Origin of the sequence: Novipirellula rosea (assembly GCF_039541335.1) — a bacterium.
GTDB classification, from domain to species: domain Bacteria; phylum Planctomycetota; class Planctomycetia; order Pirellulales; family Pirellulaceae; genus Novipirellula; species Novipirellula rosea.
The window spans coordinates 417,481-444,479 of record NZ_BAABGA010000035.1; the positions used below are offsets into that span (position 1 = coordinate 417,481).

At 55.5% G+C, this 26,999-nt stretch carries 15 protein-coding genes; 7 read left to right on the plus strand and 8 right to left on the minus strand.

Features of this window, described 5'->3' with window-relative positions:
* Window positions 1-9: 9 nt before the first annotated feature.
* The 3 genes from ABD971_RS14315 to ABD971_RS14325 are packed head-to-tail and all read right to left on the minus strand — an operon-like array spanning window position 10 to window position 4,351.
* Window positions 10-1,215: an efflux RND transporter periplasmic adaptor subunit gene (locus ABD971_RS14315; RefSeq protein WP_339941848.1), complete on the minus strand. Its 1,206-nt coding sequence runs from the start codon at window positions 1,213-1,215 to the stop codon at window positions 10-12.
* 1 nt (window position 1,216) lies between these two features.
* Window positions 1,217-3,580: an ABC transporter permease gene (locus ABD971_RS14320; protein WP_345323090.1), complete on the minus strand. Its 2,364-nt coding sequence runs from the start codon at window positions 3,578-3,580 to the stop codon at window positions 1,217-1,219.
* Between the two features lie 3 nt (window positions 3,581-3,583).
* A complete protein-coding gene (locus ABD971_RS14325) occupies window positions 3,584-4,351 on the minus strand; it encodes an ABC transporter ATP-binding protein (RefSeq protein ID WP_345323092.1) in 768 nt (255 codons plus the stop codon).
* A 157-nt stretch (window positions 4,352-4,508) separates the two neighbouring features.
* Between ABD971_RS14325 and ABD971_RS14330 the strand changes: the two genes are divergently transcribed.
* Window positions 4,509-6,407 carry a tetratricopeptide repeat protein gene (locus ABD971_RS14330; RefSeq protein ID WP_345323094.1) on the plus strand — a complete coding sequence of 633 codons (1,899 nt, stop codon included), beginning with the start codon at window positions 4,509-4,511 and terminating at the stop codon, window positions 6,405-6,407.
* Between the two features lie 138 nt (window positions 6,408-6,545).
* Here ABD971_RS14330 and ABD971_RS14335 read toward each other — a convergent pair whose 3' ends face one another.
* The 4 genes from ABD971_RS14335 to ABD971_RS14350 all read right to left on the minus strand — a co-directional run bounded on the left by ABD971_RS14335 (window position 6,546) and on the right by ABD971_RS14350 (window position 18,389).
* Entirely contained in the window at window positions 6,546-6,731 is a 186-nt protein-coding gene (locus tag ABD971_RS14335) for a hypothetical protein (RefSeq protein WP_339941844.1), read from the minus strand.
* Between the two features lie 364 nt (window positions 6,732-7,095).
* Window positions 7,096-8,319: a DUF1559 family PulG-like putative transporter gene (locus ABD971_RS14340; protein ID WP_345323097.1), complete on the minus strand. Its 1,224-nt coding sequence runs from the start codon at window positions 8,317-8,319 to the stop codon at window positions 7,096-7,098.
* Window positions 8,320-9,007: 688 nt separating this feature from the next.
* Window positions 9,008-14,887: a protein kinase domain-containing protein gene (locus tag ABD971_RS14345; protein WP_345323099.1), complete on the minus strand. Its 5,880-nt coding sequence runs from the start codon at window positions 14,885-14,887 to the stop codon at window positions 9,008-9,010.
* A gap of 7 nt (window positions 14,888-14,894) precedes the next feature.
* Window positions 14,895-18,389 carry a hypothetical protein gene (locus tag ABD971_RS14350; protein WP_345323101.1) on the minus strand — a complete coding sequence of 1,165 codons (3,495 nt, stop codon included), beginning with the start codon at window positions 18,387-18,389 and terminating at the stop codon, window positions 14,895-14,897.
* 300 nt (window positions 18,390-18,689) lie between these two features.
* On the opposite strand from ABD971_RS14350, the gene ABD971_RS14355 reads away from it, so the two are divergent.
* The 6 genes from ABD971_RS14355 to glcF all read left to right on the plus strand — a co-directional run bounded on the left by ABD971_RS14355 (window position 18,690) and on the right by glcF (window position 25,925).
* Window positions 18,690-19,655 carry a hypothetical protein gene (locus tag ABD971_RS14355; RefSeq protein ID WP_345323103.1) on the plus strand — a complete coding sequence of 322 codons (966 nt, stop codon included), beginning with the start codon at window positions 18,690-18,692 and terminating at the stop codon, window positions 19,653-19,655.
* A 484-nt stretch (window positions 19,656-20,139) separates the two neighbouring features.
* Complete coding sequence (locus tag ABD971_RS14360) at window positions 20,140-20,754, plus strand: cytochrome c oxidase subunit 3 (RefSeq protein ID WP_339941839.1); 615 nt, start codon at window positions 20,140-20,142, stop codon at window positions 20,752-20,754.
* Between the two features lie 62 nt (window positions 20,755-20,816).
* Window positions 20,817-21,740: an NAD(P)-dependent oxidoreductase gene (locus tag ABD971_RS14365; protein WP_345323105.1), complete on the plus strand. Its 924-nt coding sequence runs from the start codon at window positions 20,817-20,819 to the stop codon at window positions 21,738-21,740.
* 283 nt (window positions 21,741-22,023) lie between these two features.
* Window positions 22,024-23,475, plus strand: coding sequence for an FAD-binding oxidoreductase (locus ABD971_RS14370; RefSeq protein WP_345323107.1), 1,452 nt, complete (start codon window positions 22,024-22,026; stop codon window positions 23,473-23,475).
* On the plus strand, window positions 23,468-24,595 hold the full coding sequence (locus ABD971_RS14375; protein WP_345323109.1) for an FAD-binding protein: 1,128 nt from the start codon (window positions 23,468-23,470) through the stop codon (window positions 24,593-24,595). The genes ABD971_RS14370 and ABD971_RS14375 overlap by 8 nt, the downstream gene beginning before the upstream one ends.
* A 64-nt stretch (window positions 24,596-24,659) precedes the next feature.
* Entirely contained in the window at window positions 24,660-25,925 is a 1,266-nt protein-coding gene (gene glcF, locus ABD971_RS14380; protein ID WP_345323111.1) for a glycolate oxidase subunit GlcF, read from the plus strand.
* Between the two features lie 73 nt (window positions 25,926-25,998).
* Here the strand turns inward: glcF and ABD971_RS14385 are convergent, their stop codons facing one another.
* The gene (locus ABD971_RS14385) at window positions 25,999-26,994 is read right to left on the minus strand and encodes a DUF4365 domain-containing protein (RefSeq protein WP_345323113.1); all 996 of its coding nucleotides are present in this window, start codon (window positions 26,992-26,994) and stop codon (window positions 25,999-26,001) included.
* Between the last annotated feature and the right edge of the window lie 5 nt (window positions 26,995-26,999).

The following is a 26,999-nucleotide window of genomic DNA, read 5'->3' on the forward strand; positions in this document are numbered from 1 at the left end:
TGAGGTCGCTCAGGTGCTCGCTTTCGCACGCACCGCCGTCCCTGGGGTCAACGTGTCGCTGGGATAGACGATCACCTCGTCATTCACGTTCAACCCCTCGGTAATTTGCGTCTGCGATTCATTTTGCAAGCCGATTGCGACGGGTTGTAGATTCGCTTTGCCATCCACCATAGTCAAAACGTGCCATTTCCGTTGGTGGCGAAACAAGGCACTATTGGGAATCAGTAAGACGTCGGAAAGCTCGTTGACGACGATACGCGTTTCGACGCGGTAGCCGTCGCCGAGTGACGCGATGCGATCGGGCGGTTCGTCAAAGTCGGCGATCACGTTGACTCGTTGCTCTTCCACCCCGAGTGACGAGATCTTGGTAAATGCCCCCGGTTCAATCACTCGTACGTAACCTTTCAGCGGCGATTGACCACCCCAATGTTCGATTGTCAATTTCGCGCCGGGTTTGATTCGCACCGCATCGGTCGATAACACATCGATTTCGATTTCCAAGTTGCGTGGGTCTCCTAATTCGATCAGTGGCGTGCCCACCGCGACCACCGCGGAACTTTGCTGTATCACGCGAAGAACGCGGCCCGTGATCGGTGACATGATCTCAAATGGGACGACTGAGGTGTCGTCATGAGTGTCGGCAAACTGCTCGACCGCCGCCTTGGCCATCGCCAATTCAAAGTTTGCGATTTCCACATCAAACCGCGCCGTCTTGATCGCTTGCGTTGTCGCAAGTTGTTCGGTTTTGGCGATGTCGTATTCGCTTTGCGAGATCGCGTTGGAGGGACGCAGTCGTTGGGCCCGCTCAAATTTGGTGATCGCCAATTCGTTATTGATGACCGCTTGTTCGCTTGCCGATTCGGCACGCTGCAGTGCCGCCCGAGCCGCCTGGACCCGCGCGGTCGCTTCTGCTTGAGCCCGAGCGTCCAAAAACGCTGGCACGCTTGGCAAGATCACGGCCAACAGAGTTTCTTCGCTGCAATGGTCGCCGGCATCGAGTTCGATCCGGGAAACGCGGCCCATCACCGGGGCCGAGACAATGTATTTCTCGCGAATGCGTGTCTTGCCGTCCTCTTGGACCGTCACTTGCAGATTTCCGATCACAGCCGTTGCGGAATCGACCTCGATCGGTTTCGGGAACATCGCGAAAATCGTTGCCATGATCGCGGCGACAATCATGATTCCCCACAGCAGCGTCTTTAGCGAAAACTTCATGTTACTCTCGTGTTTTAAGCACGCCGACCAAATCCAGATGGAAAATGCGTCGCTGGACCACCCATCCCGATAGAAACGTCGCGGTAACGACGACGGCACATGCCAGTGCATACGTGTCACGGCTGATCACCAAAGGAATGCGATAGTTATCGGTGTCCAGCCCGCTGGCCATCAAACCGGCCAAGCCGTATCCAATCCCACATCCAAGCGGGATCGCCACCAGCGTGAACAAGGTGATTTCACCTAGCAGCACCATCGAAACCTCGCCATGTGTAAACCCTACCACACGCATCGTCGCCAGGTCACGACTGCGTTCGGACAACGAGATCCGTGCGCTATTGTAGACGACGCCCATGGCGATCACAGCGGCAAAGAAAATGATGAACGACCGCATGACCAGAATGTTTTCCGCGACCGTTTCACGAAAACTGTCTAACACCGCGTCCTTGATCGTCACGCTCGCGACCCCAGGTCGAAGTTCAAGCTCGGCAAACACATCATCGACTTGATTGGAATCGACTTTCAAAAACGCTCCCGATGCCACGTTGGATTCTTTCAACATCGCATGCAGTTGTTGCTTGTTGATGTACGCATTGATCCCCGCGTACTCTTCGACCAACGCCGTGACTTCGACGGTCAACGTTGGCCGTTTGTCTTCGAGTACCTCGATGGTGACAAAGTCACCTCGCTGCACGCCGAGCAAACGAGCAAGCTTCGTATTTAGCATCACACCAAATTCGGGCACCACCACCGCTTGTTCGCTTTTGTCAAGCAATCGATACAGCGCTGCATCACGCTCAATTCCCATCAATCCAATTCGTCGCGATCGGTTTTGGAAATGGATTCGAGTCGCGACACTGCGGATCGTTTCACTGTCCAACACGCCATCTAAGTTCCGGACCTCGTACATCACCGACGCGGTCGCTGGTTCAACAAATGTGACCATCAAATCTTGACGTTGAGCCAGACGGAACTGGAAATCCATCATGTAATTCATCGCATCAAGCGAAAAACTTCCCAGCACCATCACGGCCGCGGCCATCGCAATCCCCAACACCGACAATCCCGCCTTGATCGGATAGCGCGCGATGTTACGCAAAATCATTCGCATCTCTGCGGACATTTTCTCACGCGGAATGATCCTTTCTAGCAGCGTCGGCTTGAACCTTGGCGGCGGCTCGGGACGCATCGCCTCGGCCGGCGGCAAACAAATGGCTTTGTGAACCGAGACCCATGTGCCCAGGCAAGCGGCGGTCGTCGTCAGCAGAAATCCGAGCGCGATCGACATCGCGTCGACATGGATCGTCAACGTTGGAAATTTGTAAAATTCGCCGTACATGCGGGTCATCCCCGACGCCATCCATAACCCGAACGCGGTTCCAAGAATCGTTCCGCTGACTGATATCAACAACACGAAGTTCAAGTAATGCAATCCGACTTCGACGTTGGTATATCCAAACGCCTTGAGTGCGGCAATTTGCTCGCGTTGCTGAATGATGATCCGCGAAACGACGATGTTTAATAGAAACGAAGCAACCGACAGAAAGATTGCCGGTGCCATGATTGCCATCGCACGCAATTGTTTCAATTCGTCCGACAGATATTGGTGCGAAATCTGCTCACTCCGATCGTATCCGCCCACACTGCCATACGGTTTCAGCAGTCGATCGAGGTGATCGATCACTTCTTCGACATTGCTGCCATAAGCCAGTTTGATCGCGACACTATTAAAGGCACCACTCATGTCGAAGGCGGCTTCGAGATCACGCTCGTTCATCCAGAACACGCCAAAGCGTTTGTTATCAGGCATGATGCTGCCCGGTTGAATTTGCATCACGTATTCCGGCGACATCGCAACGCCGACGATTTTTAACGTTTGCCGCTTGCCATTGATCACCGCACGCACCGCATCACCCGCGACAAACCCGTGCGCTTCGGCAAACACCTCCGATACAACGACTTCGCCCGTGCGCCCGGGCTCAATCATCCGGCCGCGCGAGATGTAGACTTTATTCAGCAAGCACTCGCCCGAATCCGGGACCGAGATCAACCGCGCGGTCGCCGGTTCGGTCATCTCGGGAACATCCAACAGGACATCAAAAACTAAACGTGTTTCGACCGCCGCGATACCGTCGATCTCACGAATGCGTGGCAGTACCGCGTTGGGACAGCGGCGTGTATGCGAAAAGACGTCGGCAAAACGGAAATCGCGATAGAACGTTTCTTTGCTTGTCTGTAGCGAATGGTACGCACACATCGACATCACAAATGTCGCGACCCCCGCGGCAATCACACAGAGGATGGCAAACACTTGCCCCTTCATGTGGAACAGATCTCGAACCAATTTTTGATCAAGCTTCCGCATCGTTCACCATCGCAACTCGGAGGCGTCGATTCGCTCGGTATTGTTTTCGATGCCCGCAATCATCCCGTCGGACAACGAGATCACGCGGTTCGCCATCCGCGAGATCACGGCGTTATGAGTGATCACGGCGGTGGTTGTCCCTAATTCGCGATTGATACGCGAGATTGCTTCGAGTACCAAGATTCCCGTTTGCACATCCAACGCGCCGGTCGGTTCGTCACACAACAGCACAGTCGGGTTCTTGGCAATCGCGCGTGCTATCGCCACTCGCTGCTGTTCCCCGCCCGATAATTGAGCGGGAAAATGATTTGCGCGATCCTTCATTCGAACCATGTCCAAGGCGTCCATCGCATTCATCGGCGACTTGGCGATCTCGGTGATCAGTTCAACGTTCTCGCGAGCGGTTAAGCTGGGAATCAAATTGTAGAACTGAAAGACGAATCCGACATGGTCGCGGCGGTAACGTGTGCGGTCGGTGTCGCTGGCCGCTGTCAATTCTTGGGCGTGGTAGTGAACGCTGCCGGAGCTTGGCACGTCCAATCCGCCCCAGATGTTCAGCAGCGTCGACTTTCCACTCCCGGATGCTCCCAGTAACACGACGAATTCATGTTCATAGAGTTCCAGATTGATCCCCCGCAGTGCCTGGACCTGCACCTCGCCCATGTCATAGACCTTGGTGACGTCGCAGACACGGAACATGGCGTGTTTGGTCGAGGTCAAGTCGTTCATTTTCATCATCACTGAGGATTCAGCTGCCGAGACTACTTTCATGCTAGTCAATTCGGTTCGCTGCTGATCGCTGACTCGATTCACATAAACGCAACCGTAGAATACAATCGTAACGTGCACATGTCACTGCGGCGTACTTGCCATCGTAATCGCACCTTATCACTGCACCTTAGAAATTGCACCTCATCTCGAGACTTGAATGTCGAATCGACGAAGGCGACGGAACTCTTCGAGTACGGAATCGCATCTCACTGAAAATCTGCCCGCCGCTGGTCAACAATGCGATTCGCGATGGTTAGGAGTGCCGTGTTGGGCGCTGTTGACCGGGATTGGCGTACTCGCGTTTATCCTGCGTTGGATCTGTCTTGCCGAAACCGCCGCGATCGCCTCGACCCAACAATTACTCGGTGACGCGGCAACCTATTATGCATGGGCCGAGAAAATTGCGGCGGGTTCTTGGTATGGCGACACGACGTTCTATCAAGCGCCGCTGTATCCCTATGTCCTTGCAATCCTCATCAAATTCGGCGGCGTCGCGGTGCCTGGGATCCGGTTCACACAGGCGATTCTCGGTTCACTCGCTTGTGTATTGTTAGTCGCAAGCACAAAGAAAGTCTTCGGACTGCGTACCGCCGTGGTGGCGGGAGTAATGCTGGCGATCTATTCGCCGGCGATTTATTACGACGGGATTGTCCAAAAAACATCGTTGGCCTCGTTTCTGTTGTGCGGTCTGTTATGGGCCAGCCTTTCCATTCAATCGCGTCTGTTTGTTTCCAGTGGCCTCTCTAATGCAGACCCGTTGTCCAAGAGTCGTGAGGAAGCGGCACCGGTTGCGGTCACGCCCGAGCATCCAAAGCCGATCGTTTATCTGTTCAGCCTCGTTGCCGGACTGTTTTTGGGGCTGCTCGTTCTGACTCGCGAAAATGCATTGCTGTGGATTCCGCTGTTTCCCATTTGGATGATTTGGCTTCCGTCGTCGCTCTCGCGACGCCAGCGATTCGCACTGGCTGGCACAATGATCCTCGGACTTGCCATGGTGCTGGTGCCGGTCGCTGCACGCAACGGATCGCTTGGTGGCGAGTGGTCGCCGACGACCTTCCAAGCGGGCCCGAACTTCTATATCGGCAACAATGCCCACGCCTCGGGAATCTATGAACCGCTCGTTCCGGGCCACGAAACCCCTGTCTATGAACGAAGCGACGCCCATCGATTGGCCGAACAAGAAACGGGGCACGAGTTAACCGCGCGCGAAGTGTCACGGTTCTGGTTTGCAAAGTCCTGGAGCGAGATTCGTCAATCTCCGCTCTCATGGATCTCTCTGCTGGTTCGCAAAACGGCAATGGTAGTCAATCATTTCGAAGTCCCTGATGTCGAAAGCCTGTTTATTCACCAACAGTATTCGGTGGTGCTAAAGCTGTTTTCGTTTTGGCAGTTCGGTCTCCTCGCCCCTTTGGCAGCAATCGGGCTCGTGATGACTCGCGACCGCTGGAAAGAGCTGTTGCTTCTGTACGCATTGATTGCCGTCATGATCGTCGCGATCGTCGGCTTCTTTATTCTCGGTCGCTATCGATTCCCGCTGGTCCCGCTGTTGATCCCGTTTGCTGCCGTGGGAGTGACGTTATTCATACAAATGGTTTCCCGACGCCGATGGCGCCCATTGAGGATGCCAGTTGGGGTTGCGATCCTGGTTGCAATCGTCAGCTATCTACCGATACACGCAGAGAATCATTTAAATGCTTCGTCGCTGACGAATGTCGCCGTTGCCGCTGGCCAACAGGGTGACTTGGGGGCGGCAATCATGTTGCTCGAGCAATCCAATCGGATGCAGCCTGATATTGCCGAAACAAACTACAACCTGGGCTTCGCCTACAAACAAACCGGTCAGATGCAGCCCGCGATTGAACACCTCGTCAAAGCGGTGCAGTTGGAACCCGACTTAATGACCGCGAATTTCCATTTAGCTGAATGTCTCGAGCGGATCGGACGCTTCGAGGAAGCCAAGCTGTTTTATGCGAACATCTTGACCGTGGATCCAAATCACACCGGAGCGGTTCGAGCACTCGAGCGTCTCGACACCCTGGCACCGCAAGCACAATAGGCGGATCTCGCTGAATGCGAGTCAAGTCCGCGACGATCTCCTCGGAACTTTGGTTTTATGTTCCGAATCGATGTCGCATCGATCGATGTCACACTGTGCGAACGAAGGGCCCGTTACACGAGTGGATCCACCGCAGGCTCAGGACTCGATTCCCGTTGCGGCGGCATCCTCGTCCATTTCATTGTCGTAGGCTTCCATCTCCGCCTCGATCTCCTCCGCGGACATCTCTGGTTGCTCGACAACGGTAGACCGACTGTCACCGCAACCTGTCAATGCAAATAAACCGAGGGACGCGAATGCAGCGGTTAAAAAGAACTTCTTCATTGTCGTACTCTGAGGTAAGTAGGGATGAGATCGGAACTGAATCAAACGATTCAGTAGTCTTCTACCCCCATTGTCAATAGTTGCATCGTGTTGGCAACCAGCAAAGGGACACCACGGCATGGAATCCTGGTATTGTTCATGGTTGCGATTGGGTGATGACACTCGCGTTACTGTGCCACAGTGTCACGTTCAGGCAATGTCTTCTGACGCTGGGGCTGTGTGCAGCAGGTGCCCCCGCATGTTAGCCCCGCAGAGCAGTGAATGTGAGCAAACCGACATAGTGCGAGCGCACGAAAAAGGGCTAGGTCCCATGTTGGAGCCTAGCCCTCCGATGATTGATCCATCATTTCACGTTCGCAGTCGCCTATTCAAGCGACTCGGTTTCTTTGGCGGCCCTTGTACCAAGAGCCCCCCATAAACCGAACGGACTCTTCGAACCTGCCGGAGCGTTATTCGCACTGTCACGTTCAACGGTGGCATGAGTGCTGTTCCCTGCCTCGATGCTGTCGGTAATAAATTTCACCGCACCATCCCCCATTAACACATGACAACCACCTTGGTGACGACTGCCAGACGTATAGATTCCCCGTGTGTTGTCACCCCCGTCAGCGCAACTTGGCTTGTTAGGTGGGAAAATCGTGTTCATACCGCTGTAATTTGCACGTCCGTCCGCCCAACGCGTCGCTCGGGGAACCGTAGGGGTGCCACCGACATAGAACTGAGGGCGTTCAGGGTCAATTCCCTGTGCCGGAGCAAGACAGACACCAGGAGTTCGCACAATCGTGTCGCCGCCACCCGTCCTGTTGCTGCGAATGTCTGCAATGATTTCTTTTTGTCCCAACGATGCTGCGATCTCGCCCATTGCGATCGTGTTGGCTAAGCCGTCCAAAACGTCGCGGAAGCGTGTGGTGTGACGAGCCCAGAACATTCCACGGTTCGCCGCACGAGCACGCGTCGCAACCCAAGTTTGGCCGTTGCCGTTGCCGTTGTTGTTGTCGTTATCAATGTTGCCCCAATCATTGATGCCACCATTGTTCACAAATTGAACGCCATCACCGAAGCAGAACCCATAATTTGTGAAACCGGTTCCCGTTCCAATCGAAACCGACGGATCACTTGGACAACGGTAAGCAGGCAGTTCGGTCGCCCACGGCTTGTATTGTCGCGCCCAAGGCACGGGGCCCATTGCTGGCCATGTGTTGTTCGCAACGCCACCAGGCATGCTGGTGCCAGGCGTGGTTTCGCGACTGGGGTTAGAAATGCTTTCCCACATCGCTTGTTGCTCAATGAAGGGCAACACGCTCACCAATGCGCTGATGTACAGCCGGTTATAGTTGTACGACACGTTGGCGACCGATCCACGATCGGTTCCGCACATCGTTCGTGGCAATTGGTTGTACGCGGCGTGGTAATTGTGGATCGACAATCCCAATTGCTTGAAATTGTTGCTGCATGACATGCGTCGGGCCGCTTCGCGTGCAGCCTGGACGGCGGGCAACAGCAGTCCCACAAGTACGCCAATGATGGCGATGACGACAAGCAGTTCCACTAGCGTGAATCCTTGCCGACTTGAATGAGGTCGATTCATAACAGGTGACATCCTAAAAAGGGAGAAAAACAACAAGGGGGAATTTGGGTACGAATGTCCCCAACGCCCCTAACTGACAAGCTTTAAATAGATAAGTGAGTAACGGAAGTTTTTAGATAAGAGGTGAGCAAGAAGTGCCGTAAAACTTCAGGAGCTCACGATTGCCGAACGAGAAAAAAAATTTCGTTCCAAAAAGGGTGCAGTGATCCGGCAAAGGATCGCTACGAAAATAATCGGACGCGATTGACTGTGGTCGTTTTGACGTCCACAAAGTGCACACCAATGACGTGATTGACAACCGAATCGTCGAGTTATCATCTTTGCCTGGACCCCTGAGGTCAACCCTAAATCCATGATGAACGCAGGTGCATTCGAAGACCTTGTGAATGAACGCCAATCTTTTGCTAGTGATTTGCCCACCGGCAAACCATGGGTAACCCCTTAGTAGCAAAGGACCTACGGAGCGTCACTCGGCCCACTTGCCCGAGTGGTATTGTCTCCGCAATGAAGGCGGAAAGCTTTGGCAAAAAAAACTGCCCCCGCGGGGGGGGCTCTGTCTTCGTTGGGAAGTGTTCACCCTGGTCATCGGGCCGATGACGACCGATGCTATGACGCCGCCGTGGCAGCCAACCACGCGTTGGCAAGCGTAGCGAACCTCACCGGGAAACCGCGAACAATTTTGTGATTTTTATTGCGATGTGATATCGGCGGGCCAGAGAATTACGGTGCCATCGCGGCTGGCGGTCAACAGCAACTCGCCGCTGGCGGTCACATCGACCGCCGTCACGCTGGAAGTATGCTGTTCCAGTAGCAACACCTCGCGGGCCTGGAACGTGTCCTGCGGTTCAAGTTTTGATTCGCTTGACGCTTCGTTCCATTGCTCGATCCGCGGATCCCACACGCGAGCGGTTTGGTCTGCGCTTGCGGTAAAGACACGAATCGCTTGCGAGGCGTCTTGCAGGATCGCGATATCCTCGATTCGCTGAGAATGACCTCGCAGTTCGATCGGCTCGCCGACGGCTTGCCCCTGCTCGGGGATCTGCCACAGATACCCAACCGATTCCGTGCTGCCGACCGCAATCCAACGTCCGTCGCGTGACGACGTGACGCACACAAAGCCACCCGCATCCGCTTTTTGGAATACGATCGGGTCGGAGGGCGATTCGATTCGCCATCGCTTTGCAACACCACCTGCGCCGCACGCCAACACCGAGGCACCATCCGGTGAGAACGCCACCGACCGCACCGGAGCAGCAAATGTAAACTCGTTGACGGCGGTGATACTTTTCGCTTGCGGATTCCATTGCCACAATCGGACCGTTCCATCATCGCCGCCGGACACCAACCGATAGTCCGGATTGCCGCCCATCGATTGCGGTGCGAATTCGACGGAGCGAACAGGCCCATCATGGGCGACTTCGAGTTTCCCGAGCGGCTGGAGCGTTTCGGCGTCCCAAATCTTAATCGAGCGGCTTCCTGTCACGATGTACTTTCCGTCGCTTGAAAAGCTCGACTGGACGACGGCGGCATTCGCACGAAAGCTTCGCAGGTGAGTCCCCTTCGCTTTGTCCCACAAGAAAGCACCGTCGCCGTTAAGACTGACAAACTGGTCTTTGTCGATTGGTTTTACGGTCGCCGTGGCCCCTAATTCGGACGGCAGTTCCATCGCAGCACTCTTGGTTGCCGAACCGAGGTCATCACCTATCGCCCAGCTGTCGACACGCGTCGCTTGATCGGATCCCGAAACGATTGCCACCATCGCAGAATTGTCTTCCGCAGAGAACTCTGCAGACACAATCCGCTGGGCACCGCCCGCACGCCCCGCGACGTCGCCCACTCCCTTAAATCCTTCTTTTGTCCCCCGCCGAAGAATACTTTGCTGTAATTCGCGTCCCTGACGAGTCTGCAAATTCCAGAGATGCACCGAAGTTTTTAATTGATCCGAAGTAGAAAGTTCGCACAGCGTCAATGCAAACTTGGCATCGGCTGACATTGAAACCGAAGTGACGTAGCCATCGTGGTTCATCTTCGCCGTACGCGTTCTGGAAGCGAGGTCGATCAGCGAAAGCTGTTCATCATCCGCTGCGACAAGGATCTGATTTCCATCGGGCAGAAAACAAGCGGCATTGACGCGATTGCCGTACAGTGTGTCGATGGGGTCACCGATGGTGTTGCCGGTTCGCATGTCCCACAGAAACGCACGGCCGGCTCGATCTCCGGTGAACAAACGCGTTTCGTCGTCAGAGATTGCAAAAGCGGTAATGGCCTCTTTGTGCTGTTTGAGTGGAAACACCGCGGTCGGCATCGGACGTCCTGTTGGGTTGACACGATACAGCCACCCTCTTTGCTCGGACGAACTCGATCCGGTCAACAAATAACGCCCTGTTTTGGACAAGGCAAACGACTGATTTAGTCCCGTACCAAACAACTCGCCCAATTCAGTGCCGTGATCGAGGTCCCAGATGCGTAGGATCGCGTCCGCCCCACCGACGAACAGCCGCCGCCGCTTCGGATCCAATGCCAATGACATCACAATCGACGTGGTTCCTTCGCGAAGCGTGCCATCGTCTTTGTCGCGATCCTCGGTGACCACACTGCCAATCTCTTGGAGCGCCAACGTGTCGGCATCAATCCGCAATACCTTGGCGGTGCGGTCACGACTCGATGTGACCAAACGCTGGCCATCGGGGCTGAAGCGGGCCGACCAAATCTCGTCTTTGTGAGCTTGCCGCAGTGACAATCCCGAGCCGGCAGCGGCATCACCCTGGGCCGTGTTTTTGTTGACCGCAGCCAATTGCGTCGTCGCGGCCGCTCCGACATAAGTCTTTGGATTCCATGTACGCACAGAACGATCCATCGATGCGGACAGCACACGATCCGCGTCATCACCTACAAAGGATGCCGACGTGACCCAGCCGCCATGCCCACGTAGCGTTGCATCAAGTTGACGAGACTGCGTTTTCCATAGCTTGATCGTGTAGTCGTCCGCCGCGGTGACGACGGTTTTCCCATCGGCGCTAAATTCGACCGCTCGCACCGCGTCTTCGTGTGCCATTGGGTTGAGGGGCAATTTCGAATTTTCATTGATCGGGCCCCTCGGGTTTGCAAGATCTCGTTGGTCCAGCGCAGGGTCGTTCAAGGAAATTGAGTTGACCGGCGAGCGAGGTTTCGATCTCGCAGCATCGCCAGTTGAAGAATCGGTTCGGGAAACCGATTCGATCGCGGAGGAAACCGCCGCGTTGTAGTCGATCGGCTTGATCGTCGAAGGACGCCAAATCAACACATGGCCGCGATCATCCCCAGAAGCGGCGAGTTCACCATCACGCGACAACGCGATCGAGGAGACGGGCCGTTCATGCGAATCAAATACGCCACGTCGCTCGGCATTCCAGCGATCCGCGGTTTTCGACAACTGCCATAGCACAATCCTGCCTGCCGAAGCGTCTGCCGCAGCGGTGGCAATCAACCATCCTTCGTCCGATGACGGCGCAGCGACGTCCAACTGCAACACCGGCGCGATGTGCCAACAATCAGCCACTTCGGTTTGTTTGTCCAAATCCCAAACTCGGGCGGTGCGATCCTGGGAAGCCGACACCAGTAGTGTATCGCCCGCGAACTTTAAATCGGATACCGCACGCGTGTGACCTCTGAGGGTGCCAGAAAGTCGCTGAAGCGATCCGTCCCACAGCTCAATTTCGCCCGTTGCGGTTCCTAGTGCGACACGAGTCCCGTCGCCAGAGATCGCGGCGGCGACCGCGTTGGATCCGCTGCTTCGCTCGGTAATGTGCGAAATGATCGATCCGTGATCACTCAGCGTCATTCGCTCAATTTTGCCATCCGCCATCACGGCAACAGCGGACCGACAGGTGCGATCCGTTGCCAGATCCACCACGGGTGACGCCGTTTCGAGTGATGATTCCGACTGAGCGACTTGACGCATCAGCCAGCGGTATTCCCAGGCCAACGGACGGATTGGGGCGTTGATGTTGTCGCCGGTTTCGATGCCGCTGAGTCGTTGCCGCTGTTGGTCGGCGATGCCTTTGAGCGTCTCGCGAGCTTTATCGAAATTGTTTCGGTCGATCCGCGCTTTCGCTAAACCAATACTCGAAATATAGCCCTCGTATTCAGCGATGCGTTGTTGTTTTCGAGCTTCGTCACGAGCAACGAACGCGTCATTCTCGCTGTCGCGTGCCGCCTGCTCTGCCACTCTTGCAGCAGCCAGTGCTTTCTCGGTCGCTAACTTCGCTGCGATGGCCTCCCTTTCGCGTCGTTCCGCGATCCCTTTCTGTTCTCTTGCAACCTCCGCCAATCGTGTTGCTTCATCTTTTCTTGCAATTGCCAACTGCGTTTGCTGTTGAAGGTTTTGATTGGACGTCAGCAACAACTCGTTTGCAGTTTTGGCGGCTTCGGTTTGTTTCCTTGCGATTGCAGTCGCATCCTCCGCAATCTGTCGCTTTTGGTTGATCAACCAAGTCGCAGCACTGCCTCCGATCAAGATGAACGCCAACATGGCGATGGCGAGCAAGCGAAGCAACCGAAGGCGGCGGATTCGATGCGCACGCTGCGAAAGGCCCTGTCTGAGTTTCTCGATCAGCGGCACATGATCGGCGTTATCGGGATCCAGAACTTGCAGTCCAGTGTCATAGTCTTCGTTCTGTAAAGCAATTTCCGCGAAGCGTCGCTTTGCCTTGCCAAGCCCTTCGATGGCGCGCTGGTTGCCACTCCACAGCGTCAATGCTTCCTCGTACCCGTAGATCGCGCGAGAGAAATCAGCGTACAGTTGCGACGTCATTCCGTTTTGGAAATCCGTCTGGGCCTGCGTCGTTAAAGCGATGCTTTCGGCATGGCTGCGATAGTCGCGAATCGCCTGTTGAAACGAAGGCACGTCGTGATACCGATGAGCGGGCTTGGTTGCCATCGCTTTGAGTGCGATATCCATCAATTCGCCCTGATGCTTGGGGGCGATGTCACGAATCGTGTTGTTAGCGACCGCTCTTAGACAATCCCGTACATTCGTGCCGTGATGGGGCGCTTCGCCCGTGATGATCATGAACAGCGTCGCGCCAAGCAAATAAACATCGCTGCGGACGGTCACTTGCGAAATCGGCCCGGTCGCCATTTCGGGAGCCATGAATGCCGGGGTACCGCCGAGCCCGGTAACGGGAAACACCGATTCGTGTTTCTCGAATGCTTCGGTCGGCAACGCCAACCCCCAATCCATCACCATCACGACCCCAAAATCGCCCAACATGATGTTCTCGGGCTTGATGTCGCGATGCACCACGCCGCGAGTGTGGGCAAAGCCGACCGCGTCGGCGACTTTCAGCAGGATCTCGAGGTTTTCATCACGAGTTTTTTCGCCAATCACCTTGTTCCAAGGCGTGCCGACAACCCGTTTCATCGCGTAGAACAGCGTGTCTTGTCCCATCACCGCGATATCGTGGATCGGAACAATGTTAGGGTGGTCCAGGTCTCCCGTGACGACCGCTTCGGAAAGAAATTGTTGGCGTCGATTTTGCTCGACGTCCGCCAGACGCCCTGACGATTGCAGTTTCTCGCGTTTTTCACGGTCCAGAGGGCGAATGATTTTCACCGCGATCATCCGGTCGAGCGACTCTTGCTTGGCAACGTAGACATTCCCCATGCCTCCTTTGCCGAGCAGACGTACCAGTTGGTAGTCGGATGGCCCCGACCCAGTGTCTTGTCCCTTGCTGACGTTGCGAGGAACGATCCGCAGGTTGGTTTCACGAAGCGATCGTTCGATCGCCGGAGCCAACTGACTTGGCTCGTTTCGATGGGTTTCCGATTTGGCTAGCGACTCCCACATGACCGCGTCTTGATCGGACAATTCACGCGGATTGATCGTCGCTCCGATCGCTCGACTCGTCATGATCGACCGACCGGTATTCTCGTCAGCCCTCTTTTCCTTCACATTTGGATGCGGAATTGAACCGATCGCAACGGTGTGATCAGCAGGCTGCGAAGGATCCGACACGGGGGGCGTCGGTCGCGGACCGCTCTCCCCTTTGCCGTCTTCACTCAATTCAAGCGTTTGCTCTAAGTCGGCTGCAGAAAGCGTTCGATCCAGTCCATCAGAATGCGTCTTTTGATTGGCGGCGGACGAAGGCACATCCTCGTCCATGTCGATGGTTTGTTCAATCTGCTCGGTGATCGCCGTGGGGTCAACGCAGGGAAGCGTTTTCGACGGGTCGGCTGCGGAGGGATTCTCACCAGCGATCTCGGAGTCGCTGGGAACCATGATGGTCGCGTCTAAGTCGACATTCGTATCGGTATCAACGAGCGACTCCAGCGGATCCGGGGTCGATGCAAATTGGTCGCCAACGTCAATCGTTTCGTCGACCGCAGACTCGCGTCGCGGTGGCTGATCGCCAGCCGAAGTGTCTTGGCTCGCAGCACTGTCTCGACTGACATTCTTAGTTTCATCGGCATCGTTCGTTTGACTGGCGGGGCTATCCTGCGACGGATTGCGATCCGTTTGCCAGGCGGGATCCGGCGGTGTAGCGTCGCCCGAGTCGGGATTTGGGGGAGGAGGAGGTTGCTTAGCCATAATTGTTCTAGGATTGCGAACGTGCGAGGCGGGCGAATCGAGCGACCTTGGACAATCGGTCATCTGAAGCGGTTGGTTGCCCCGATCGAATCCGCAAAGATCGATCGATCTCGTCCTTTTCGACCTCGGTGTTTTTGACGGCTGCGTCTTGATTTACAGCGTCACGGTTTGCAGTGTCTTCGTAGGTTGGGGCGGTCCCTAACCGATGATCCGATGCCGACACGTCATCCTGGTCTTCCGCAGCCGGTTGATCCGCATCGTCCGCGGCGTCGCCCTCTTTCGCATCGGGTTGCTCGGGATCCGCCGTGTCCTCGGGAATCAAGTCCAACATTTTCAGTTTCAAATAGCCACCGTCGAGTTCATCACCCAGATCAATCGCTTCTCCATTTCGCACGTCGGCTTGGATGATCGTTCGTTCATTGCCGTCCCCCAATACATACTCGATCACATAGCGACCGTCAGGCAATTTGGAGAATAAACGTTTCAGATTGTCTCCTTCCAAGATTGAATCTTGTAAACGTTTCGGAGGCGTCAAGTCTTCGCCCTCTGGGTCGGGTGAGATCACGCGGATTTGGAAATATTCATCCCGGATCACCGCAGATCCACGCGATGCTTCACTGGTCTGCACCCCGGTATTGATTTGGTCAACGGTGCCCTCAACCCGCACGAAGATTTCGAGCGTCTCTGGTTCAGGAATAACATTTCGCACGGGGAAGAAGGCGACAGGAATCGTCAGTGACGGGATGATGAATTGGGCTTGCCCGTTGAGATGCAACAACGTCGCGTTGTCCGCAACCGTATTCTGCTGAATCGTTTCGCCAAGATCGGGTCGCAGTGGATTGTCGTTGTCGGTGGCCGAGATCACCCCGCTTTCGACCTGCTCGATCGAACCGGCCCCTTGCGTGACCGAGTTGCCGGTCACAATGATCGATTCGTGGTGGCGGACCGAGAAACGCACCTCCAAAGGAGCGGTGGCCGAGGCCCGCCCGTTCAGTCGCGACTCGAGAATGTCTTCTTCGGTATAAGCATGTTCAATCGGATGCAATTCGCCACCGGCAAGTCCATCGACCTGTTGATAACGTTCAAATGCGCCACCCCAGTCGATGTTTAACGTCAACCCTTGTTCGCCAACATGACCGACGCCGATTGTCAAAATACCGGCACCGCCGTTGCCTAACGCTTGTGATAAACGATTGGTAAAGACCGACGAGGTGTCGTAGAAGGCCGCGTCGCTGGGATCCGAAATCATCTCATCCGGATTTCCACCGCCTGGATCGGGGCTCGTTAAGTCCGCAGGCAATACTGGTCGAGGCGAAAACACGCGAGCCACGCCGACATCGCCCCCGGTGCGAATTTCAATCTGTTCGCCGAATTCGATCGCCGCGGCATCCAAATGGACCGCCCCCAGACTAGATTGCGACGCGACCAAACCGACGCCGTTGCCGATTCGCAATCGATCCCCCTCCTCATTTCCTGCGTCCAGGCGAATTCGTCCATCGGTTCCGCCCGCGATCAGTCTGGATGTGACGGCAAAGGGACCGTTTTGGTCTTCGGGGCGTTCGTCATCAATGACAATCGAATCCGCTGCGGTGACAACGATTTCGCCATCGAACGTTTCTAACTCGATCAGATGCACCGAATCTTGTTCCGCAATTTGGATTGCTCCGCGGTCCGTAACCTTTGCCGAAAACTCGGCAACCCGCATCTCGATCGGATTGCCATCGCCAATCCCCGTTGCCGCCATGATCGTGACGCGTCCGAAATTGGCATCAATATCAAGATCCGTATCGCCGCCATCCAAGATGGCCCCCGCGGACGATTGGATTCGTACCGCGTTTTCGGTTGCGTTGGTCGTCACCAGCGAACCGAGGGTGACATCGTGTGCCGCATCCATCTGAATGGATCCGCCACCAGCATCGATCGTGGCGGTATCTCGCATGCGAATTTGCTCGCCAGCAGTAATTCGAACGTCACCTCCGCTCGTGGCGATAACGCCGCTGATCAAAATTGCAAAATCCGTCGCGGTACTCTGTAGATCGATATCGCCTCCGCCGGAGCGGATCTGACGCACGTCCAGTCCGTTGGCAGAATCCAGCAGCGTGATGTTGCCATTTGCATCAATCGATTCAGCCACAGCGAAAACGTTTTCAGACGAACTCAGTTCGATCAAACCTAACGTGCCAATACTCAGCCCGTTTATTCGCAGTCGTGTTCCATCGGCTTGCGTCACGTCACCTTGAACAAGACCGCTTTGACCGATCAACAAATTTCCATCGGGGCTATCGATGTCGCCAAGTGTCACCGACGCGGCATCGTCAATCATGACGGCGTCGCCAACCGTCGCTGTGGTTAACGAGAATGTGCCAAGAACGACGTCGCCGCCTGCGGCATCGATGGCAAACATGTCGTCGACCGTCGCCGTACCACTTACAAAGACATCGCCGCCGGCTTCGATCGTCACACGACCGAGCGACGCGTTGCGGAGACCGAGCGAGACCTCGTTATTGGTTTCGAGATGGATGTTTTCTGCATCAATGACTTCACCGATATCGATCGCATTGGATTGATTTTGTACAAGCAGATTGCCGGAGATTTCAATCGAACTGTTTTGTAACGCATCGGTGGTCGCATCGATGAATTCAAGATCGCTCAGTAACCGGCCGCCGCTGGCGTCGGTGTCGCCGAAAACCAATGTCGCGGTCGGTTGTGTGCCCAGGTCAAACCGCAAGTCCACGTTGTCCGAGGCCGACGTGATCACTGCGTCTTGTAAAACGACGCTACCTCCGCTGCCAACAAAGTCGACCGAGCCTAACAGGATCACACGACCATCGACATCAAAGCGCCCGGTGCCAACATCAATCACCGAATCGGCGTTGACCGTCCCGATCAAGACATTGCCCGTTAAAATTAAATGGTCGTCGGTTAAGGAGACCACAGGCGAATCTTGATTCAGCGTGATGGATTCGGAATCAATGCGGTGCGTTGCCGTCGCGATCGATCCGCGGTCGGTCAGCGTCAATTCGGTCGTGTCGCTTCCTTCGTCGTCGACCACGGTGACGTTGAGACTGCTTGGCAATTGGGCCGCAAACAGATCGTCGCCGCCACCAAGTCGAACCACAATTTGACCCGAGGTGACCGCAGCGGCAGCCAAAGGATCGTTCGGATTGCCTGGATGATTCGCGATCGGAATGATTTGGTTGACTTCGTCGCGAAGTTGCAGAGAACCATCCACAGTCACTTGCAATTGCACGGTATCAGCGGCAGAGGTCCCGGTGATCAACAGTTCGCCCAGATCGCTCAATTCGGCGGTAGCGTTCAGCACCAACCGGGGCTCGAGCGGACGCAGCGTCGGCCGATAACCCCGCGCGTGACGAATCGGCAGCGGAGCCGTAGTCGCACCCAAAAAAGTCCGATTGTCGCCTGATCGCAGCTGCCGTGTCCAATTACGCAAACGGTCGATCGCGTGCCGAGCGGCAGCGGAAATGGGGCGATCGGATTTCATGGGGATCAACGCGACGTGCGAAAGAAGCGGTCTTATTAGAAAACGGCAATGGATAACATCATAGTTGCTGTGCCATTTTATCCGAAGCAAAACGGGATCTGGGAGCAAAAGGGGACCGGAAACCGAACCCGCCCGTGATTCGGTGGCTTGCAGCCCATACCTGCGGCCACCGGCAATCTGTAGCGGTATTGGCGATGCTGAGGCTTGTCGCGGTTTTGCTGTGGTTTCGGAATGTCACGGATCGATCAAGGATAACACGCCGTTCTCGACCCCGTCGTTCCTCAATGCAAGCTGCGATTGATGGCAAACCAACTGAAAAGACAGAGAAACCGCACGACCGACGCGTTTTGCCGACGCATTTTGCCAGCTCGTTCGCTAGCCGCCCGTTTGCTAACCGCCCGTTCGTTGACAATCGGGGTCGTCACGCTCGCGTTGACCCACAACACGTTCGGGCAATACCCGGTCTCGACAAACGAGCCCACTGCGAATTCGGAGTCGTATCAAGAGTCGCCTCCACAGCCGATCCAAATGGCTCCTGAATTCGACTTGACGACGGACAATCAGCCCGAGGTTCAGGCCCAACCATGGTTAATTCCGTCGGTATCGGACAATTCGATCCCGACCACCGCTCGGGCTGCGGTTGGGTTAGGGGGAACGGTCTCGTCGGAAAATGCAGTTGTGATTTTTGTCAGACCCGATGCGGATCCGTTATCGCTGGGGGATCCGTCCGAATACGACACCGACACGCTGCTCGGCAGCGGCTCAACGCGTGAGCAACCCAGCAGTGAAGCCGCCGTGCGTGATGCGGCTCTGGATAGCGAATTGAAAGCGTTGATGAAGCCGATCGGCCAGATCGCTGTCGAGCTCGGTGAGCGTGGGAAAAAAGTGCCTGAGAACGTGGCGGCCGAGCTTGCCGAGCCAACTTCACTTGTCGTGCTCGCGACCGGGGCAACCGTGCCAAAGCCGGATCGCTACACCGTCGGCTTCTACTACAAACCACTCTATTTTGAGCAAGCGAACTTAGAGCGGTGCGGGAATCACTACGGGGTGTTCCAGAACGCCGTATCGGGGTGTGAATTTCTGTCTAATGTCAAAATGTTGCCCTACCATAGTGTCGCCACGCCGGCATGCCACTGCGTTTGCTCGCCAGGGGATTGTTTGAGTTGTGAGATGATGCCGAAACAGGTCAATCCCTTTCCGATCGAACCCAAAGCCGCGTTGATGGAAGCCGCCGCGATCGCCGGTTTTATCCTGCTGTTGCAATAACTCGCCCCCGGCTCGCTTTTTCACAAGTCACCTACTTTGACGCCAAGCGAGTGATGTGTGTAGCGGTGCAGCGGAAGCCTGGACTGCTAAAACATTGGGGTTGTTGTGATTTTTGATTGCGCTGGCTTTCTGTCACCTCTCCACCAACTTCGGTGAAGAGGTGACTGCAGTCTCGCTTGTAAGAAAATGAGCGGTATTGGCCACCGCTGTGAAGCATTTCGTAGCGAAACTCGCGAAGAGTTGCGGGGATTCAGCCCATCGAACGAAAGTCTTGACGACTTCCGCTACGCAGAATCAGCACAAACCGTATTAGAAGAAATGCTTCACAGCGTTCCTCTGAAAGGCGTACGCGACCTATTTTGCATGGTTTATTTTACGTTTATTTTGCATGCACTTTTCGGTCTCTAGCTGGCGATGTGGCGCCCCTAATATTTTTTCGGTGATTGGATTACACTGTCGTCAAATTCCCACCGCAAGAATTCTCATGCCAACCAGCGCAACTCAGCCTCCGATCGACCGTTTGCCAACCGACCGTCGCTTCCAACAGGGCGGATGGTTGTTCCTAGGCTCGTTACTCGTCTTTTTCCTGTCCAGCATCCTGCTGTACGGGTTCTACGCCTACTCACGCCGCGGCGATGCGCTCTCGGCGCTACCGATTCCGATGACGTTCCTGGTGAGCACGGTGTGTTTGCTGGGGATTAGTTTATTGGTGCACATTGCCACGCGAATGATTCGCCGCGAGCGCCGCGTTGCGACCGCCGCATTGATGGGGATCAGTGCGGTGTTGGCGATTGTGTTTACCGGGTTCCAGATTCTTTCGATGTACACCATGCTGTCGGGGCCGGCTGTCCAGCAGGGCAACGGCAAGGGATTGGTTGGGATGGTCATCGTGTTGGCGTTCCTGCATGCATTGCATGTTGCCGGAGGGATCATCTCGCTAGGATTGGTGTCGGTGCGACTGCTACAAGGCCGCTATGATCACGAGCGGCATTGGCCAGTCGACTTTGCCGCCCAATACTGGCATTTTCTCGATATTGTTTGGTTGTGCATGTTGCTCGTGTTCTGGACAACCACGGGCGGATTTGCTTGGTCGTCCTAACGACGAGGACGCCGTCGCTTGCCCCCCTCACGTTCTATTCCAACCTTCAAAGGCTGCTGTCCATGACCAACGTTATCAAGATTACCACCGATCAAACGCGTCTCGGTTGGATTGGCACTGGCGTGATGGGCGCCAGCATGTGTGGTCATTTGATCGAAAAAGGGTTTGCGATGACCGTCTACAATCGCAGCCAATCCAAGGCCCAACCCTTGATCGATCGCGGAGCCACGTGGGCCGATTCGCCTCGTGCCGTTGCCGAGCAATCGGACGTCATTTTCACCATCGTCGGTTTTCCGCATGACGTGCGGCAGGTCTATCTGTGCAAGAACGACGGCGTGTTGGCAGGATGCAAATCCGGCAACATTGTCGTCGACATGACCACCAGCGAACCATCGCTGGCGGGCGAGATTTATAACGTTGCAAAACAGCAACAAGTGCATTCGCTCGATGCTCCGGTTTCTGGCGGCGATCTTGGCGCCCGAAACGCGGCATTGTCGATCATGATCGGGGGTGACGAAGACGTCGTTGCCGCCCTGCAGCCCTGTTTTCAGGCGATGGGGAAAACGATCGTACACCAAGGGGCGGCCGGCGCAGGCCAACACACTAAAATGGTCAACCAAACCTTGATCGCCACCGGCATGATCGGCGTTTGCGAAGCGTTGATCTATGCCCACCGCGCCGGATTGGACCTCGAAACCGTCATGAAATCGGTCAGCTCCGGTGCCGCCGGAAGCTGGTCACTGAGCAACCTGGGGCCGCGGATCATCGAGAACAACTTCGATCCCGGCTTTTTTGTCGAGCATTTCATCAAAGACATGGGCATCGTGCTCAGCGAAAGTCGCCGCATGGGACTTTCCATGCCAGGACTGGCGTTGGGTGAACAACTCTATCAATCGGTGAAAGCCAAAGGCTACGGTCGCCTCGGCACCCACGCCCTCACGCTGGCGTTGGCCGATATGTCCGGTATCGATTGGAAAGACCGATAGGGAACGCTGGCGTCATTGAGGGACGAAGCGGCACTCGCCAAACTTTACGACGGTTGCCGTGATTCACAAAAGTCGTTGACGGCTTCCCTTACCCGACCCGTGCCCCCCACTGATGGTTTCGGCGGTGCGACGCCGCTCAGCGTTGACTCCCCTCCACTTGGTATCACATTCTGGTAATCTATAGACCGAACATAGACGCGGTCATTTTGCCTCCCCTGTGTTCTCGCCCGCCTGCCGATTGCCGCCCCCCTCGCTCGTCTCTCCTGTTTGCTACAATGCGGTTATGAATTCCACGCAGCAAGCTCTCGCACGTCTTACCCAGCTATTGCCGCCCGACCGGGTGCGTCAAGACGCTGCCTTTAATGCCGCGTTTGAATCAGATGGTTTGACTGCGTTTCATCAAAAACCGCTCGCCGTCGTGATCCCCGAGTCGAGCGACGAGGTCATCCGAACGGTTCGCTGGTGTCACGACGAAGCGATTCCCTTTGTCGCTCGCGGCAGCGGGACGAGTCTGTCGGGTGGATCGCTGCCCGTGGCCAATGGCATCGTGATCGCACTGAACCGTTTGAACAAAATTCTTGATCTCGATCCCGTCAATCGAACCGCTGTGGTTGAGCCTGGGGTGGTCAACATCAAAGTCACCGAGGCGGCATCAAAACATGGACTCTATTTTGCCCCCGATCCCTCGAGCCAGACGGTTTGTACGATCGGCGGTAACGTCGCATTCAACTCGGGCGGTGCCCACTGTTTAAAATATGGAATGACGTCCAATCATGTTGTCGGAATGAAGGCGGTGCTCGGCAATGGCGAATGTGTCGAGTTCGGTTCCGCCAGCACGGATGCGATTGGAGCCGATTTTCCCGGTTTGTTTACCGGCAGCGAAGGCTTGTTTGGGATCGCGACCGAGATCACATTGCGATTGTTACCGAAGCCCGAGCAATTTCACACCGTGCTAGTCGGTTACCGATCACTACAGGCCGCCGGGGATGCGGTATCGGCTGTGATCGAATCGGGTTTGTTGCCCGGGGCGATGGAGATCATGGATGCACTGTCGATCGAAGCCGCCGAGGCCGCTGTCAAATGTGGCTACCCCAAAGGCTGTGCTGCGGTGTTGATCGTCGAACTCGAAGGTCCACGTGAACGCGTCCAGTACGAGACGCGGCAATTAAGCGAAGTCATCGCTCGCACCGATCCGTTTGCTGTACATGTGGCGACGACATTGGCAGAACGGCTAGCGATCTGGAAAGGCCGCAAATGCGTGTTTTCCGCCGTTGGTCATATCAGTCCCGACTTCCTTGTCCAAGACGGTGTCGTTCCCCGCAATCGACTTGGCGAGGCGCTCGTGCGTATCCAACAGATCTCGCGTGATGTCGGGATTCGCGTCGCCAACGTGTTCCATGCGGGTGACGGCAATCTGCACCCGATGATCCTGTACGACGGAAATGTCGCAGGCGAGTTCGATCGAGCGGAAGAGGTTTGCAGCCGGATCATCAAGGTTTGTATCGAGATGGGCGGTTCGATCACTGGCGAACATGGAGTCGGGATGGAAAAACGAGAGTTCTTGCCCGACATGTTTGATCCGGCAACCGTTGATTTGTTTCATCGGATTCGTCGTGCATTCGATCCGCTGGAGATCGCCAACCGCGGAAAAATGTTCCCTGGTGCGGACGCACCTTCGCTGTCGATGTCGGGACTGCATCCCTTGGAAAAGCAAGGAGTGATTTCGCGTGAGTAACAATATCACCTTGCAGCCCACCACGATCGACGAAGTCCGCGATGCGGTACTCGCATCCGACCATGCCGTGATCGTCGGTAACCAAACCAAACCGCCACTTTGTTTGTCGACCCAGCCGTATGACACGATCAGCGTGCGTGGCTTGTCCGGTGTGGTCGAGTATGAACCGTCGGAGTTCACCTTTACTGCCTATGCGGGAACAAAAATTGCCGACGTCCAAGCGGTACTGAACGAACGTGGGCAATACCTGCCATTCGACCCGATGTTGGTCCGCGCCGGAGCGACGCTGGGTGGTACGGTCGCATCGGGGTTATCAGGCCCGGGTCGGTTTCGCTACGGATCGATTCGCGACTTTTTCCTCGGTTCCAAACTGATATTGGGCGATGGCACGCTCGTCAATGTTGGCGGGAAAGTGGTCAAAAATGCCGCAGGCTTTGATATCCCTAAATTTTTGGTGGGCAGTTGTGGCGAATTCGGTGTGATGACCGAAGTGACGTTCAAAGTGTTTCCAAAACCCGTCGAGTCGGCCACGCTTTGTTGTCATTGCGATTCAGCAGAGACGGCGTCTAAATCGATGGCGAAGGCGGCAGTCAGCCGCTGGGAACTTGACGCGGTCGATTATCATCATGCCACATCGACGCTTTACTTTCGCCAGCGTGGCCCACGTGACGCCAACCGCGAAATCGCCGCCGAGATCCAGACTCATTTCCCAGAACTTCAACTTGTTGAAGAGGACTCAGCGAACGCATTTTGGAGTTCGATTGGCGAGCTGGACTGGTATTCCAGTGCCGCACACGTCGTGAAAATCCCGACCATGACTCGCCAATTCCCTGCTTTGTGTGATGCCCTCGCCTCGGCGGTCCCCGTGTCGCTGCACGTCAGCGGATGCGGATCGGTCGTATGGGCCGCGGTGGAGCAAACCGAATCACTGCAAACGCTCGAATCGGTGCTGGTCCAACAGAACCATCGCGGGTTGTGTGTTCGCGGGAATTCCGATGTTGTCTTTTTGAATCGGCGATCCCCGTCGAATATCGAAGTGGCGGTTCAGCAGTCCTTTGATCCCGGCGGGCGTTTGAAACGTCGTTTCCCATCGCAGACGCGTCATCCTCTTTCCTCTTAACGATCCTCCTGCGGGCATCGCCAGATCTCTCTGGCGATTCACCCTCCCTATCTGAATCAAACGCATGCAACACAAAATCCCGATCTCGAAACTCGGTCCGCTTGGCGACGAGATGGCCTCGGCGGTGAGCACGTGTGTGCATTGCGGTTTTTGCTTGGCGGCCTGCCCCACCTATGACCAATTGGGGCAAGAGCCTGATTCGCCGCGTGGCCGGATCGTGTTGATGAAAGATGTGCTCGAAGGCAATTTGTCGGTCGATGATGCGTCGCTTCATATCGACCGTTGTCTCGGCTGTTTGGCGTGTGAACCCGCATGCCCTTCGGGTGTTCCCTATCGAGATCTGATCAGCCCCTATCGGGCGACGATGGAACCGGTGCGAAAGCGAACGCTCATCGACCGGATCACACGCGTGATGACAAGTTCGACGCTGCCGTACCCGAGACGTTTTCGACTCGCAGCGAAGATGGGCCGTTTTGCTCGTCCGCTTGCGCCATGGCTACCACGTCCGATCGGCGCGATGTTGAATCTGCTACCCGATCGATTACCGCAGCGACAATCTTGGTTGCCGATCAATCCCGCGATCGGGACTCGCCGAGGACGAGTCGCGTTGTTGTCGGGGTGTGCTCAATCGGTACTCGCTCCGGATATCAATACAGCGACCATCGACGTGCTGACACGCAACGGTATCGAAGTACTTGTGCCGCCAAACCAAGCGTGCTGCGGTGCTCTTAGCTGGCATGTGGGGAATTGGAATCAGGCCAAGCAGTTTGCGATCGCCAATTTAAAAGCGTTCCCAGAGGATGTCGATGCGATCGTCACCAACGCAGCGGGGTGCGGTTCGGGGATGCACGAATACGGAATGATTTTAAAAGGGACGAAGTACGAGTCCGATGCAACCGCGTTTGTCAGTAAGGTAAAAGACGTATCGGTTGTGCTGGCGGAATTGGGCGAATTGGCGGCGATCCCGCAGCGAAGCGAATCACTTCGGATCGCGTACCACGATGCGTGTCACCTCGCCAATGCACAATCGGTACGATCAGAGCCACGGCACCTGCTGACGCAGATTCCCGCGGTGGAATTACTCGAGATCCCGGAATCGCATTTGTGTTGCGGGTCGGCGGGAACGTACAACGTCGATCAACCCGAGATCGCCAAGTCACTCGGTGACGACAAGGTGCGTCACTTGCTGAGCACCGAGCCCGATCTTGTAGCCACGGGCAACATCGGCTGCATGACTCAGCTGCAAACGCATCTCGCCGCGGCGGGGTCAAGCGTCAAAGTCCGCCATACCGTGCAAATTTTGCGAGACGCCTACATCGGCAAATTGTAATAAGTTACATCTCAATCGTTGGTGTCGCGGCGCATTGCATCAACGAAAGTCTTGACGACTTCCGCTACCAAAATCACCCTCCCAGCGCAGCCGGGAGGGTCGAAAAACGAGCCTTCAGCGAGGTTTCCGGGGAGGGCATCGTAGCAGCTAGATCGAACGCGCTATCCCTAACACCCCGACCTCCCACCGGCCAGCTTACTCCGCTCGCTCTGACCGCCCCAAAGCAAGTTTCGAGAAGGTGAAGCGTGATGCCAAAGTCGCGAACAAGGCGTTGCCTTTCCCAAAGGCGTTGATCGTCGCGGTAGATGTCATTGATGTCTGGTATTGTCCAATCTATTCCAAAGAATTGAGACAGAAAACGAAGCGTCTTGTAAAGATGGACAAACTGTAGTTGGTGTTGTTCTTCAACTTCAAGGTGGCAATCACCCATCTGGTGTCTGCGAATGAATCCGATGTATTCATACCAATGCGTCAGCAAGACTCGCAAATAGTTGACAAATTGCGAGTGATGTTTCTCACGGTAATAATGCAGGATAAACTCTCGTTCGCCGTCACGCGTTCCCAATTCGCACACCGGGGAGAATCGAAAGCTAAGTGATTCATGAGTAATAAACCTGCGGTATTGTTCGCGGACTTGTTCCTTCACCGGGGCGCAGTACGCACGATTTGCGTTGAGGTCCGCGAGTGTCAAAAACACAGGAACGGGGAGATTCATCCAGTAATTTATTGTCGCGATTTTGGTTCCGGAGAAGATCGCGTGCGAAGGCGCGCCTTCAGAATCCGTTTTCCAATCGATCGACTCCGTGCCCTTAAGTTGGACTGAACAAAGATCTCCAGTAACATCGCCGGATTGCGTTACGAGCTCCACGTATGCGTCGACTCCGTAGTCTCGCTCGGTTACCTCACGGATTAGCCATTGTGCGGGTGTACGCGTTTGAAGCACCTTCCATGAGGCGGTCTCTTTGACATGTTCCGATGTGCGTTGGGGAAACTGTATGGTTTGGATGCTTATCGAAATGCAATTTATGGATACACAGGGGGTGTGAAGTCGTAACACGAGCGAACGCATTCGGT

Bases quoted from the DNA above. Each gene is read 5' to 3' on its own strand.
- ABD971_RS14315 (WP_339941848.1), bottom strand. From the start codon at position 1,215: ATGAAGTTTTCGCTAAAGACGCTGCTGTGGGGAATCATGATTGTCGCC.
- ABD971_RS14320 (WP_345323090.1), bottom strand. From the start codon at position 3,580: ATGCGGAAGCTTGATCAAAAATTGGTTCGAGATCTGTTCCACATGAAG.
- ABD971_RS14325 (WP_345323092.1), bottom strand. From the start codon at position 4,351: ATGAAAGTAGTCTCGGCAGCTGAATCCTCAGTGATGATGAAAATGAAC.
- ABD971_RS14330 (WP_345323094.1), top strand. From the start codon at position 4,509: ATGTCGAATCGACGAAGGCGACGGAACTCTTCGAGTACGGAATCGCAT.
- ABD971_RS14335 (WP_339941844.1), bottom strand. From the start codon at position 6,731: ATGAAGAAGTTCTTTTTAACCGCTGCATTCGCGTCCCTCGGTTTATTT.
- ABD971_RS14340 (WP_345323097.1), bottom strand. From the start codon at position 8,319: ATGAATCGACCTCATTCAAGTCGGCAAGGATTCACGCTAGTGGAACTG.
- ABD971_RS14345 (WP_345323099.1), bottom strand. From the start codon at position 14,887: ATGGCTAAGCAACCTCCTCCTCCCCCAAATCCCGACTCGGGCGACGCT.
- ABD971_RS14350 (WP_345323101.1), bottom strand. From the start codon at position 18,389: ATGAAATCCGATCGCCCCATTTCCGCTGCCGCTCGGCACGCGATCGAC.
- ABD971_RS14355 (WP_345323103.1), top strand. From the start codon at position 18,690: ATGGCAAACCAACTGAAAAGACAGAGAAACCGCACGACCGACGCGTTT.
- ABD971_RS14360 (WP_339941839.1), top strand. From the start codon at position 20,140: ATGCCAACCAGCGCAACTCAGCCTCCGATCGACCGTTTGCCAACCGAC.
- ABD971_RS14365 (WP_345323105.1), top strand. From the start codon at position 20,817: ATGACCAACGTTATCAAGATTACCACCGATCAAACGCGTCTCGGTTGG.
- ABD971_RS14370 (WP_345323107.1), top strand. From the start codon at position 22,024: ATGAATTCCACGCAGCAAGCTCTCGCACGTCTTACCCAGCTATTGCCG.
- glcF (WP_345323111.1), top strand. From the start codon at position 24,660: ATGCAACACAAAATCCCGATCTCGAAACTCGGTCCGCTTGGCGACGAG.
- ABD971_RS14385 (WP_345323113.1), bottom strand. From the start codon at position 26,994: ATGCGTTCGCTCGTGTTACGACTTCACACCCCCTGTGTATCCATAAAT.